Annotated in this window: 13 protein-coding genes; 5 read left to right on the top strand and 8 right to left on the bottom strand. The window is 39.2% G+C overall.

Annotated features, from left to right (window positions below; translation table 11 throughout):
- Positions 1–46: 46 nt before the first annotated feature.
- The 3 genes from EL17_RS04845 to EL17_RS24175 all read right to left on the bottom strand — a co-directional run bounded on the left by EL17_RS04845 (position 47) and on the right by EL17_RS24175 (position 2,119).
- Positions 47–1,213 (bottom strand): DegT/DnrJ/EryC1/StrS family aminotransferase, encoded by a 1,167-nt coding sequence (locus tag EL17_RS04845; RefSeq protein ID WP_035070950.1) that lies wholly within the window; start codon positions 1,211–1,213, stop codon positions 47–49.
- Positions 1,214–1,250: 37 nt separating this feature from the next.
- Complete coding sequence (locus EL17_RS04840) at positions 1,251–1,841, bottom strand: sugar transferase (RefSeq protein WP_035070948.1); 591 nt, start codon at positions 1,839–1,841, stop codon at positions 1,251–1,253.
- A 146-nt stretch (positions 1,842–1,987) separates the two neighbouring features.
- Positions 1,988–2,119, bottom strand: a complete 132-nt coding sequence (locus tag EL17_RS24175; protein WP_262482650.1) for a hypothetical protein — start codon at positions 2,117–2,119, stop codon at positions 1,988–1,990.
- Between the two features lie 110 nt (positions 2,120–2,229).
- Between EL17_RS24175 and EL17_RS04835 the strand changes: the two genes are divergently transcribed.
- Positions 2,230–2,733, top strand: a complete 504-nt coding sequence (locus tag EL17_RS04835) for a UpxY family transcription antiterminator (RefSeq protein ID WP_035070946.1) — start codon at positions 2,230–2,232, stop codon at positions 2,731–2,733.
- A gap of 55 nt (positions 2,734–2,788) precedes the next feature.
- On the opposite strand, the gene EL17_RS04830 is transcribed toward EL17_RS04835, so the two are convergent.
- Complete coding sequence (locus EL17_RS04830; protein ID WP_035070944.1) at positions 2,789–3,580, bottom strand: SDR family NAD(P)-dependent oxidoreductase; 792 nt, start codon at positions 3,578–3,580, stop codon at positions 2,789–2,791.
- A 237-nt stretch (positions 3,581–3,817) separates the two neighbouring features.
- Here EL17_RS04830 and EL17_RS04825 point away from each other — a divergent pair, with 237 nt between their 5' ends.
- Entirely contained in the window at positions 3,818–4,345 is a 528-nt protein-coding gene (locus EL17_RS04825) for a hypothetical protein (RefSeq protein WP_164674960.1), read from the top strand.
- Between the two features lie 174 nt (positions 4,346–4,519).
- On the opposite strand, the gene purL is transcribed toward EL17_RS04825, so the two are convergent.
- From purL to EL17_RS22525, 3 genes are all read right to left on the bottom strand, one after another.
- Positions 4,520–8,203 carry a phosphoribosylformylglycinamidine synthase gene (gene purL, locus EL17_RS04820; RefSeq protein ID WP_035070939.1) on the bottom strand — a complete coding sequence of 1,228 codons (3,684 nt, stop codon included), beginning with the start codon at positions 8,201–8,203 and terminating at the stop codon, positions 4,520–4,522.
- A gap of 268 nt (positions 8,204–8,471) precedes the next feature.
- Positions 8,472–9,143 carry a DUF502 domain-containing protein gene (locus EL17_RS04815; RefSeq protein WP_035070937.1) on the bottom strand — a complete coding sequence of 224 codons (672 nt, stop codon included), beginning with the start codon at positions 9,141–9,143 and terminating at the stop codon, positions 8,472–8,474.
- Between the two features lie 203 nt (positions 9,144–9,346).
- Entirely contained in the window at positions 9,347–10,174 is an 828-nt protein-coding gene (locus tag EL17_RS22525; RefSeq protein WP_084166134.1) for a helix-turn-helix domain-containing protein, read from the bottom strand.
- Positions 10,175–10,366: 192 nt separating this feature from the next.
- Between EL17_RS22525 and arfB the strand changes: the two genes are divergently transcribed.
- Positions 10,367–10,774: an alternative ribosome rescue aminoacyl-tRNA hydrolase ArfB gene (arfB, locus tag EL17_RS04805; RefSeq protein WP_051719810.1), complete on the top strand. Its 408-nt coding sequence runs from the start codon at positions 10,367–10,369 to the stop codon at positions 10,772–10,774.
- A gap of 70 nt (positions 10,775–10,844) precedes the next feature.
- Here the strand turns inward: arfB and EL17_RS23990 are convergent, their stop codons facing one another.
- On the bottom strand, positions 10,845–11,063 hold the full coding sequence (locus EL17_RS23990; RefSeq protein ID WP_035070935.1) for a hypothetical protein: 219 nt from the start codon (positions 11,061–11,063) through the stop codon (positions 10,845–10,847).
- A gap of 491 nt (positions 11,064–11,554) precedes the next feature.
- Between EL17_RS23990 and EL17_RS04795 the strand changes: the two genes are divergently transcribed.
- The gene (locus tag EL17_RS04795; protein WP_035070933.1) at positions 11,555–12,169 is read left to right on the top strand and encodes a TetR/AcrR family transcriptional regulator; all 615 of its coding nucleotides are present in this window, start codon (positions 11,555–11,557) and stop codon (positions 12,167–12,169) included.
- Positions 12,159–13,511, top strand: coding sequence for a TolC family protein (locus EL17_RS04790; protein WP_035070931.1), 1,353 nt, complete (start codon positions 12,159–12,161; stop codon positions 13,509–13,511). Before EL17_RS04795 ends, EL17_RS04790 begins: the two co-directional genes overlap by 11 nt.
- The last annotated feature ends 3 nt before the right edge of the window (positions 13,512–13,514 follow it).

Below are 13,514 nucleotides of genomic sequence, written 5' to 3'. Positions count from 1 at the left end.
TTAAAAATAAGTAGCACTTTTAAAAAAGGTACCTGGATCAATATTATTACCTATTCAATGTAACCGGGGCCTTGGACCTTTTCAATAATCTAAGGAACACATCAAAAATTCTTTGGAAATCATCCTCTTTTAAATTACTTCCACTGGGAAGACAGATGCCTCTTTCAAATAAATTTTGGGCAATATCTGAACCAAAATACCTTGCATGCCTATAAACGGGCTGCAAATGGAGAGGTTTCCAAAATGGACGGCTTTCAATTCCGGCCTGCTCCATTTCAAAGGTCAATTTGGGTATAGTTATATCATCCCAGATAACAGGATCCAAAACTATAGTAGTCAACCAGCAATTTGAATAATATGCTGAACTGGGCTCTGATTGCATTTTTATACCTTTAAAGTCTGAAAAAAAGTTATGATATCTTTTATAATTTGCTCTACGGCTATGGATCCTGGCACCTAGCAATTCCATCTGGCCCCTGCCTATGCCCGCACTGATGTTACTCAAGCGGTAGTTATAGCCGATTTCCGAATGTTGATAATAAGCTTGCTGCTCTCTTGCATGGGAAGCTAGGTATCTAGCCCTTTGGATTAAATTCTTATCCGGAGAGACCAATGCACCGCCGCCACCTGTGGTAATAATTTTATTTCCATTGAATGAAAATATTCCAAAATCACCCATCGCTCCACAAGGGAAATTACGATAAGTGGATCCTAAGGCTTCAGCTGCATCCTCTATTAAAGGTATATTATAAGTGTGGCTGATTCTTAAAAAATCGGCCATATGAGCTGGCATTCCATATATATGGACTATAATAATCGCTTTTGGTTTTTTGTTCTCTAATAGGAGTTCTTGGATGGCCGCTTCACATAGGATCGGGCACATATTATAAGTGTCTTCTTCTGAATCTATAAATATGGGTTCGGCACCCTGATAGACAATAGGCGCTGCTGAGGCTGTAAAACTCAGAGTAGGACAGATGACACAGTCCCCAGGTTTAATACCCAGTATGACTAAGGATAGGTGTATTGCAGCGGTCCCCGAGCTTAAAGCTGCCACATGGCCACACCCCAGAAAATCAGATATGTCCTTTTCAAATCCATCCACATTAGGACCTATGGGAGCTATCCAATTACTGGTAAAAGCTTCTTCAATGTATTTTTTTTCATTGCTTCCAATATGTGGAGGGGATAGTAAGATTTTCTTTAAACCCATTGCAGTAAGGATTTTCTGATGTCAAACTTTATTTAGCCTATTTATTGTACTTTTGGACAAAAAGGTTCTCTTTAGGATATACTCCTTCCCCCGTACAGATTTTAATCAAGGTTAGGCATATTATTTTTAAATCTATCAAAAATGATATATTATTTACATACCATATATCCAAAGTAAATTTTTCTTCCCAAGGCAGATCGTTTCTTCCATGTACTTGGGCCCAACCTGTCATACCTGGTTTTACTTGGTGTCTGTTAAAGTGATGTGGACCATATAAGGGTAAATATTCCAACAGTAAAGGACGAGGCCCTATGATACTCATATCTCCTTTGATTACATTCAGGAGCTGTGGAAGTTCATCCACTGAATATTTTCTTAAAAGATAGCCTATATACGTAATCCTTTCAGCATCCGTCTGAGCAGGATGAGTGGGGGCAGAGAGTGTTTTAAATTTATAAATAGTAAAAGAGCGCCCATGCTTTCCTGGTCTTATTTGTGTGAAAAATGGGTTTTCCTTATATATCCATACTAAGAGTATGGATAATATGACCATTCCTGGTAATAGTAAAGTTATTCCTACTACAGCAATTAAAAGGTCTAAGCATCTTTTATAAAAAACATATGGCATATCCTTCAATAAAAATGTTAAATATTATAAAAATTGGAATTTTTTATATGATAAAAATATAACTGAAATTTTATTTTAACTTAATTTTAAGTACTTAATATTTGCAAATAATATTTTATAATGTTCTTAATAAGGATGGTATTTATCTATAATGCCCCGTCTATGGAAGATGATGTCTCCAAATGAGTCAGCTGCGAAAATGCTCCTTGGAATATGATGTGTTCTTTATAGGGCAATTTGCCTGTCTCCTGTTTGAGGTCTGGAAGTAGTTGGATCATTTAGCATCATGCATCATGGATGTATAAAATGATTGTATATGCATCTGAGCGATTTTATTAATTTTTTAATCTTACTATATTTTATAAATTTGTTGAACGAATATATTTATATGAGTGAAACTAGTAAGTGGTACGTGATGTATACTGCGCCCCGGGCAGAGAAGAAGGTTGCGCAAAGGTTGGTAGAAAATGGTCTGGAAGTTTTTTTACCTATGGTAGAAGAAGTGAGGCAATGGAGTGATAGAAAAAAAAAGGTGCAAAGGGCACTTTTTAACGGTTATTTATTTGTTAAGACTACTAAGGATAAATTATGGGAGTCGCTTCAGGTACAGGGTGCTGTTAAATTCGTTAACTTTTCGGGAGTTCATGCTACTGTGAGGGATGAAGAGATATTATTGATCCAGCGGGTATTGGAGACAGGAGTGTCTGTAGATGTAGAAGCTACAGAAATTGAGCCTGGTGAAAAGGTTAAAATATTAGGAGGTCCACTCCAAGGTTTTACAGGTGAGTGTATACAGAAAGGGAACCAGGATTATTTCATCATCCGTATTCCAGGCATCATGCAGACTATTATGGTGAATTTACCTAGAAAATACCTTGAAATTATATCTTAATATAGATAAGTTAAAACAAAGTCCTATAAAACAATATAGGACTTTGTTCTTTTAATTATTCTTTTGGTTTTTGCTGTTTGTTCATACTTTCAGCAGCCAGGTTATCTGGAAGGATATTAGCCATACCCACCATGATTTTATTCATCAGTCCTGAGGTTACGCTATGTTTGCCTGCCATCAGCGCATCATATCCATCTTGTGCTACTTTGGCCGGATCAGCAAGATTTCCATCCTGTACCATTTTGGATTCTTCCATATCTGCCTTATCAAAAAATTCGGTATCGGTAGCCCCTGGCCGTAATAAGGTGATGGTGATATCAGTATCTTTCACCTCATTACGAATGGCTTCTGTAAAAGAGTTTACAAAAGCTTTTGTTCCATGATAGACAGCCTGCCAAGGCCCTGGTGTCTCTCCTGCAATAGATCCCACGTTTAGAATCTTACCTCTATTACGTTCCACCATATCTTTAAGAAAATACTTGGTTAGGATCACGTATGAACCTATATTAAGGTGTATTATTTCCAGTTCCCTGTCTACATTGTTGTCCAGGAATTTGCCATATTCTCCCTGGCCCACATTATTGATAAGTACATCTACCTCACCTACTAATTCTTTAATGTCTTGATAGAGTTGCTTAGTATTTTCGTGATTTTTGAGATCTACTGATATTGTGTGGACCTTGACATTAAATTCCGTTTCTAGCGATTTTGATGCTATATGGAGTTTTTCTTCTGATCTAGAGACCAGAATAAGCTGATAACTGTCCTTTGCAAATAATCGGGCAAGTTCAAAACCGATTCCTTCGGTTCCACCTGTTATTAATACGGTTTTTTTAGTAGTTTCCATGGTTAAGTGGTTGATTTTTATGGTTAACAATTATAATGTGGACTACCTTATAGTAAGTTTTAAATAGCCTATTAATACTAACCTTTAACCTCATCCAATGTTTTTTAGGAATTATGTAACTTATTCAAAGCAGGGCCTTCCAGTATATTTTTGATAAAATTTATTTTTCAGCAATCCATTTTACAATAGCCCCTCGTATCTCATTCTAAATCCAACTTACTCACTTAAATATTTAATATGAAAAACGTAATGAATAAAATTCCGCTATTGATGGCCCTGGCTTGTATGATAATAGTATCAAGTTGTAATAAGGAGGATGACGAGCCTATGCTGAGAAGTCAGGTGTTTGAATATTCTTTTAATGATGGGCAACTAGTAGGGCCTGCTACTTCATATGTAGGAGAGCATCCGCGCAACCTTTCTGCTAGAATGGAAGTCATGGAAATGCCCAATGGCATGGCTAAGATCATGGTAACTTTAAATAATACTATGGCAGGTCAAATGTATATGATCCATGCACATGACATGGCTGATCCTGATACCACTCCTAATGGTACGCCATATAATGAAACACCAAATGCTAATGTACTCTCTGAAATGGTTACTCCTCAAGGTACTACTGCGATGGTGGAACATTTGACAATGTTGACCTATGATCAATTACTGCAGGAATATGACGGGTTTCTGGTAGTGCATGATCCTACCCAACCTTTAAGTACTACAGATCTCACCACTTACCTTATATTAGGAGTAGTGGCTAGATAAAATTACATAGTGGTTAATTTTTTATAAAGGGATGTTTGGTAGGCATCCCTTTTTATTACCCTATATTTTATTCTTTCATACAGAATAACCAATGCTCCGATAAAGAAAAACCGCAGAAGATAATTCTCCTGCGATCTTACTTTTGATGCCCTTTATAAATAATCACTATTCATACTAATCCTGCTCAGATACCCATATCCTAGCATTGACAAATGCTTCTACCCAAGGAGTAACTTCATCAGATGGATGCTGACCATCATAGTGAGGCCAGTTCCAGGGAAATAATGATCTTTCTATGTGTGGCATGATAGCCAAGTGTCTACCGTCTTTTGAGCTGATTCCGGCTACGCTATGATCAGAACCATTCGGTGCTCCAGGGTAGGCTTCATAGCTGTAGGACATACTGATATGGTAATTTTCCCTGCCTTCTGGAAGGTAAAATTTACCTTCTCCATGAGCCACCCATACGCCAAGACGCTGTCCCGCCAAAGTCCTAAACATTACGGAATCGTTCGCAGGAATGGTTACATTTACGAAAGCGGATTCAAACTTATGGCTGCTATTATGCAGCATTTTAGCTTTTTTCTGATGATCATGTGTAATCAGTCCAAGTTCTACCATTAGCTGGCATCCGTTGCAGACTCCAAGGCTTAGGGTGTCCTTCCTGGCGTAAAAATTATCCAGTGCCATTTTAGCTTTTTCATTGTAAAGGAATGCACCTGCCCAGCCTTTGGCTGATCCTAGTACATCAGAATTAGAAAATCCTCCTACAAAAACGATCATATTTACATCTTCGAGGTTTTCCCTACCGGAGATGAGATCTGTCATGTGTACATCCTTAACATCAAACCCTGCCAGCCAAAGGGCATAGGCCATTTCCCTATCACCGTTAACGCCTTTTTCCCGAATGATGGCTGCTTTATGACCCGAAGGTACTTTTCTGTACTGATCAAGCTGGAGGCTATCCAGCTTTCCGACCCAATTTTCCCTGAATTCAAAGCTCAGCGGCTGGTTTTTATAATTGTCAAATCTCTCTTTTGCCCACTGTTCACCACTTTGTTTTTGGTCAAGCAGGTAAGAAGATTTAAACCAAATATCTCTATAAGTAGGAATATCCAAAAGTAGGTCCATACCCTGGAGTGTGAGTGTGCTGTCTAGGGTCACGTCAGCTATAGAGATATACTCTATACCATAATTTTCCATCAGCGATCTGGCATTGTCAGCATTTTTTACCTGAATTAATATTCCCGGGTTTTCTGCAAACAATACTTTGATCAGATCAGCTTCCTTAAATTTATTCAGTTTTACCGATGCGCCGCAATTGGTGGTAGGGAAGGCCATTTCCAATAGTGCTGTAATCATTCCACCAGAAGATATATCATGCCCGGCTAATATTTCTTCCTTTTCTATTAGTTTTTGCACGGTCATAAATGCTTTGCCAAAGTAGCCGCTGTCTTTGATAGTAGGCACATCATTGCCTACCTTATTGTGAATCTGGGCAAAACTGCTTCCACCCAGTTTTGGTGCATCTTTACTGAAATCTATATAAAAAATTTTAGACCCTGCTACAGGTTTAAGGTCTGGGTTTATGGTTTTTTTGATGTCTGAACATTCGCCTATGGTGCTGATGATCACTGTCCCCGGGGAATAGACTGTCTTGCCATCAGGGTACTTTTGCGTCATGGAAAGGGAATCTTTTCCAGTAGGGATATTTATCCCAAGTTCTATGGCAAAATCACTCACCGCTTCCACGGCTCTATATAATCTGTCATTTTCCCCTTCATTCTTAGCTGGCCACATCCAATTGGCACTTAATGATATGCCCTGTAGCCCGTCATGAATCGGGGCCCATACCAGGTTGGTCAGTGCCTCGGCGATAGCAAGCCTGGATCCCGCTTCAGGATCCGCCAACGCCGCCACGGGGGCATGACCTATAGAGGTGGCTATGCCCTTGGTTCCTGTAAAATCTATGGCCATGACCGCCACATTATTTAATGGCAGCTGGATAGCGCCGGTTGTTTGCTGCGTAGCCACCCTTCCTGTCACAGACCTGTCCACTTTATTGGTCAGCCAATCTTTACAGGCCACAGCTTCAAGCTGTAGAACAGCTTGAAGGTATTCTGTAAACTTTTCTTTGGTATAACTGATTTCTCCGAAACTATTGTGAGTGGTCCGGTCTTCTAATATGGTTTTGGGAGAGCTGCCAAACATATGGCCAAGGTTCCAATCCACAGGTTTTTCACCACTGATACTATGCTCAAACTTAAAGTGCATGTCTCCGGTAGTTTCACCCACTACATAGAAAGGTGCCCTTTCTCTTTCAGAGATGCGCTTCATGGTAGCTACATCTTTTTCATGGATCACCAGGCCCATTCTTTCCTGAGATTCATTGCCTATGATTTCTTTAGCCGAAAGGGTAGGGTCGCCCACCGGTAATTTATCGATATCTATTGTACCTCCGGTTTCTTCCACCAGTTCAGAAAGACAGTTTAAATGTCCTCCGGCACCATGGTCATGGATGGAGACGATAGGGTTGTTGGGGTTTTCGGCCATGGCACGGATGACATTGGCCACCCTTTTCTGCATCTCGGGATTGGAGCGCTGTATGGCATTAAGTTCTATAGCATTGCTGAATTCACCCGTGGCAACAGATGAAACTGCGCTGCCTCCCATTCCGATTCTATAGTTGTCCCCTCCCATGATCACTACTTTGTCGCCTTTGGTCGGGGTGGTTTTTTTACTGTAGTCGCTACGGGTGAAGCCTACGCCTCCTGCCATCATGATCACTTTATCAAAGCCAAAGTGTTTATCCCCTTCTTGATGTTCGAAGGTAAGGACACTGCCACTGATGAGTGGCTGTCCGAATTTATTGCCAAAATCACTTGCTCCATTGGAAGCCTTGATGAGGATATCCATAGGCGTCTGATAAAGCCAGGGCCTTTCATTCAGGTTTTTCTCCCATATCCTTCCCGTTTCAGATCTGGGATATGAAGTCATATATACTGCAGTGCCTGCTAATGGGATGGAGGCCGTACCTCCGGCCATTCTATCTCTTATCTCTCCTCCCGCACCAGTGGCAGCACCGTTAAAAGGCTCTACCGTCGTAGGGAAATTATGGGTTTCAGCTTTTAAGGAAATGACGGTTTCAATATCTTCCGTGCTGAAAAAATCGGCTATATCCTGTACCGTAGGGGCAAATTGCTGGGCACGAGGTCCTTTTACAAATGCCACATTGTCTTTATAAGCCGATACTATTCTGTTGGGGTGAGCAGAAGAAGTTTTTTTGATTAGCTGAAATAGGGTTTTTTCCTTTTCCTGTCCATCTATGATGAAGGTGCCATTGAAGATTTTGTGCCTGCAGTGCTCTGAATTTACCTGGCTAAAACCAAAGACTTCAGAATCAGTTAAAGGTCTATCCAGTTGTTTACTGACACTTTCAAGATAATCCACTTCTTCCTGACTTAGTGCAAGGCCTTCGTCTTTATTGTAATCTTTGATGTTTTCAATATTTTTGACAGGCTCTGGCTGGATATCTATAGTAAAGAGTTGCTGGTCCAGGCCTTCATATTTTGCCTGCAGCATAGGGTCGTAGGTGTCATTTTCTCTGAAAGGGGAATATTCTTCTATGCGGAGGACACCCTGTATACCCATGTTTACAGTGATTTCCATGGCATTGGTAGACCATGGGGTGATCATCTCTTTTCTAGGGCCTAGGTAAGTGCCGTCTACTGCCTTACCTTCTATTCTGGAAGCTTCTCCAAAAAGCCATTTGAGCTTTTGGATATCCTGGTCTGGTAAGGGCTGCGTGGCTTCAAGCGCGTATATAATAGCATTCTGGGATTGGAAAAAAAGAATCATATCCTTGATTAATTGGATGGCTTTTTAAGAAGGAGCAAAGGTAATGAATTAAGGTTTAAAAAATTAATTCTTAATCTGCTTACTTTCTACTTTTTCCAGATGCAGCGATGGTATTTAACCCTCAGTTTTATTGAAAATAGTGGGTATGATAATGATTGGGGGGAAGGCTTATAGGTGTTTAAGTAGAATTAAGGCGCTCCATATGTTAAATTCCAGATGAGCTAGCCCCGGTATTTTTTATAAGCAATATTACCTGCTAAACATGAGTTTAATTCATGACCTGTTTATCTTGAATAATCTCTTTTGCAGCAAACAATGCAGATGAACCAGTGCCCATGCCTACGATAGACCGCATGGCTTTTTCAGGTTCTATATCTAAAAACCGTAACTGAGAAGCAGGGACATGATAAATGTTTCCGTTCATAGGGTTAGGTGCTGTAGGTACAAAAACGGTATATATATCCCCAACAATTATTTCCGTCACAAAACCCGTAAGCAAAACACCGGTATTGTATGCGTCTACTAAAACCACCTGGCTGAAAGGCATCTTCTTAAGTCCTGAAAATTGGGATATGGTCTCCCTGAGCGTGGAATATAAAGGTATCTGGAGTAGATATTTATTTTCGAATCTCTTGAAAGATCTTTTGCTCCTGAAATCTCTCATAATAAAACCGATGATAAAAATCAGGGTGAGGAGAATAAGCACAGCCAAAATGTTGGTAAACAAGGCATGTGACTCAGCATTTTTGTCCAAAAGTGCACTTATAGGTGCCACTAGATTGAAAACAAATTTAAATATTAAGGACAGCAAAAATAAAATAATGATGGTGGGCAAAATCAGTAATAACCCATTCAATAAAGTTTTGATAAAGAAAGATTTTGACCAGATAGTATCTTGGGAAATGGCCACCTCTTTTTGTATTGTTGGTGTATTTTTCATAGTAGTAGCATCAATAAGGCAAATCGGGTGACTTTATATTTACCTGATAAGGTAGCAAATTAGAAGATCGCTACAAGGATAAGTCTCCAAAAAATTTTTAATGTCTTTGCCTGATCATATTCAGTCTAATCCTGTCGCATAAAATTGTAATTGCCAAATTTGTTTTACCGCACTTTTATTAATCTTGCAGAGGTTATAATGATTCATTCTATAAGTGAAAAGGGCGTTTTTTTATTTGTAGTACTTCCCAGTTTATGGGAAGTACTGTATAGGATAACCAAAAGCAAAATTTCAAAAACAGTCAGCACGACCATTCCGGGTATGGCGAAAATAATAGAGATAAAAGCCACTCCGGTAAGGATTCCAAGACATCCTGACACTAAAGCTACCGTGCCAAATACTTTCTGAAAGCGGAGCAGACCTATACCAAAAAGAATATATACCATCCCAAAGTATATTGCTTCAGCCATTTTCCATTCTATATGAAATTCCCCGATATAGAAAAACATATATAGGTCTTTACCAATAGCAAGTAAAATACCTGCTATTAATAATATAGAGGCTACACTGATTAAATGATTTCCGGCATCTTTTCCTAATTTATAAAACCCGTACTTAAATGGAATATAAGTGAAAACAATGATTAATTTTAAGACCAAATACCCAAATCCCGATTTGCCTGGTGGTTCAATAGGAGCTTCCCAAATGGTGATGTCCACGAAAGCTTCCGCAAAGGCGGTGATCAAATATATTATTCCGAAGTAAAAGGAAAATTGGAACAGTTTATTGGGTTTTAAGGCTGATCCTTCCACTGTAGATCCTTCTGAATGCTCTTCTTTAAACTCTGAAGCATCTACACCCAATGCTTCCATGATAGTTTTCAGGGTAAAGGATCTGGGGGTCACCTCACCGGCTTCTATTCGCTGGATGGTGCGTACATTGATCTGGCACATTTCTACCAGTTCTTCTTGGGTAAGTCCTTTGGCTTTTCTCCATTGGAGAATTTTTTGGCCTAATTCCGGTTGTTTCATTTCGAATAGTTTTTTGTTTACCATCACAATTTCACTTTATTTGAAATAATCTGACCTGAATTTATATCGTATTTTACCCGACATTTGCCCGACAAAAGAGTTTGCGCTATCATATTGGGGCTTTTGACTTAAATATACTAATTTTATAAAATGCCATTTGCCTTATTTATAATTACCACATAAAGCATAATAATGAGTCATCCTATACAGTACCGTGGATTGGAAAGTGAAATGGACTTTGAAGTTTCCAGAAGTAGTGGTCCCGGAGGCCAGAATGTGAACAAGGTCAATTCACGCGTTACCCTGCGATTTAATGTGACAGGTTCAGTCTTGCTGGATGACCAAGAGAAAGCTGTCCTTTTCAAGAAACTATCATTGACCGCCTCTGGGGATCTGCTGATCAGCAGTCAGGCATCCCGCTCGCAGCTCAAAAATAAAGAAGCCTGTAAAGAGAGGTTTTACGATATACTTAGGGAAGCCTTCAAAAAGAAAAAAGTCAGGCGGGTCACTCGCCCCACTAAATCCTCTCAAAGAAAACGTCTCGACGAAAAAAAAAAGCAGGGAGAGAAAAAAAGGTGGAGGGGAGAAGTCGATTATTAGGTGGGATGATATATCCAATAGGTAGGTTAGTGTGGAAAGCAATTGGATGATCTAACTAGCTTTCTAGATTTTATTTTTTTTTAAAATAATTTATGGTCTCTTCTATAAGGGTATTGTGTCCAAAGGAAAGCGCTATATTTTGTATTTGAGATAACTTGGAACTGAATTGTGATAAGTTTTTGGAAGTGATCATATTGTCAAACGTGCCGGTCACCAGCATGATAGGAGTCTGGAAATCTTGGGCAGCGGTTATGATTTTATATGGATCGGGTTGGAGGGGTGTAAACATTGCTCATGTAATATACATTTGTGCCCTCATGGTTCGGATCTGCATCCGTGACCTGATAAATTTTATGATACTGCGTTTGCATTTCTCCAGCTGCTGTTGCGATGGTAGAACAGGTCAAAAATCAAATAGGGTTTTCTTTTTTTCTAAGGTCTAAAAAAGGCACATAAAACGCCATGTTCATGCCAAATCCATGAAGGAGCAAGTACCTGTTTTTGCCATGTCCATATTTTTTAAAAGAGAGCTGACCTAAATGAGTTTCTAAAAATTTAATCGTGTAATACAGGTTAAAGCGTGGTGGAAGCCCAATTTTCTTTTAGTAATATGATGCTAAGGTAGATTCCAGTAAAATACTAATTGTATTAAACGTATTAGTTTATTGAAATATTGATAACACATTCTGATGATCAATTAAAAAATGCGAATAAAATAAAACTCTGGAAACTTTGAACTTTCATAAAGTTTCCAGAGTTTTGTGTCCAAATATAAATCATTTGGAAACGAAAAAGAAAATCATTGAAGTAGCTACTGAACAGTTTATGCGTTATGGTATTCGATCGGTGACTATGGATGACATTGCGCGGCAGGCAGGAATCTCCAAAAAAACCATTTACCAGGAATTCAGCGATAAAAATCAATTGGTGCTCGAAACCTTTTCTACAGCCCTTCAAGAGGATAAATGTATGATAGAGCAATTTCCCCAAGTGAAGGATGGGGTGATAGAACACCTGATAGGTATGTCCGATTACATGAGAAAACGTTTTGCGGACATGAACCCCATGGCGATGAACGAGATCCAGCGGTATTATCCCGAGGCTTGGCAGGTTTTTGAAGAGTTTAAACAAAACCATGTTTTTCAGGAGATTGTGAGTTTGCTCGAGAAAGGTATTTCAGAAGGCATTTTTCGTTCTGAGATAGACCCCCAAATTATAGCTATGATGAGATTGGAGCAAATGATGACAAATCTTGACCCCGTTAAATATCCAGCTTCTAAATACAACATGGCGGATTTACAGATAGAAATTTTCGAACACTTTCTTTTCGGTATTTTTTCGGAAAAAGGAAGAGAAGCATATTTAAAACAGAAAACAGACCAGAATGAAAAATAAATACTCCATATCAACGATGCTGGTATTGGCTATGGCAATCATATTTTCTTTTGATAGCCATGCGCAGGAGAGCGTATCATTTACTCTTGAAGAGAGCATAAAGTATGCACTTGAAAACAATGTGGAAATGAAAAATGCCATATTGGATAACGCTGCCGCCAAGGCCACTATAGGCGAAAGAAGATCTGAAGGTCTTCCCCAGATCAATTTGAATGTAGGGGCTAATTATAATATGATTATCCCTATTACTCCTTTACCTGCAAGGTTTTTAAATCCAGAAGCGCCTGAGGATGAATTTATAGCGGTGAGATTTTCACCCGCATATACGGCTAACCTTACCGCTACAGTATCTCAAATGATATTTAATGGATCATACTTTGTCGGACTTCGGGCTGCCAGAACATTAAGGGAGCTTACAGAATTTGACCGGGTTAAAACAGAAATCGACGTAATAGAAAATGTGAAAAAGGCATATTATTCAGTATTGGTAAATGAGGAAAGAGAAACTTTGATTGGAGCCAACCTTGCCCGTATTGATACCTTATTAAGAGAAACCAATATTCTTTTTGAAGAAGGATTTGCCGAAAAGATTGATGTTTCCAGGATCAGGGTCCAATTTAATAATCTGAAAACTGAGTTGGAAAGAGCCAGAACTGCTACGGCTGTCAGTACGCAGCTGTTAAAGTTGCAAATGGGGCTACCGGTTAATTATGACCTTTTTCTTGAAGATGAAATTACTGTATTGGAAGACAATTTGGAATTGGATATACTATTGCAGGAGCAGGGCCAGAGGCGGGTGGAGCTAGATCAGGTAGAGCAAACATTACGATTGGCTACCTTGGATCTCAAAAACAACCAATCTCAATACCTGCCGAGGTTAGATGCGAATTATACATACCAGAGAAATACTTTTTCTGGTACTTTAGGGGGGATAGCTTCAAACAATTGGTTTCCGGGATCCATATTAGGAGTAACGCTTCAAATACCCATATTCGATGGATTGTTAAAATCGTATAGAATCCAACAAAACAGGATTCAAATGAAGCAATTGGAAAATCAGCGGGAGTTTACTCAGGATAATATTGATATTGAAAAATTTCAGGCACGGGCAAATTTACAAAACAGCCTGAATACTTTAGAAGTGCAAAAAGAAAACCGAGAACTCGCTATGGAAGTCTTTAATATTGCAAAAATTAAATTCCAGGAAGGAGTAGGATCAAATCTGGAAGTGGTAGATGCCGATGCGGCTTTAAAAGAGGCGGAAAACAATTACTTTGGAGCTCTTTTCGATGCATTGATCGCTAAAGTCGACCTTGAAAAAGCCCTTGGCATATTAAAATAATCT

This window comes from Anditalea andensis, assembly GCF_000714815.1.
GTDB classification, from domain to species: domain Bacteria; phylum Bacteroidota; class Bacteroidia; order Cytophagales; family Cyclobacteriaceae; genus Anditalea; species Anditalea andensis.
This window is presented reverse-complemented; position numbering and strand designations above follow the sequence as displayed.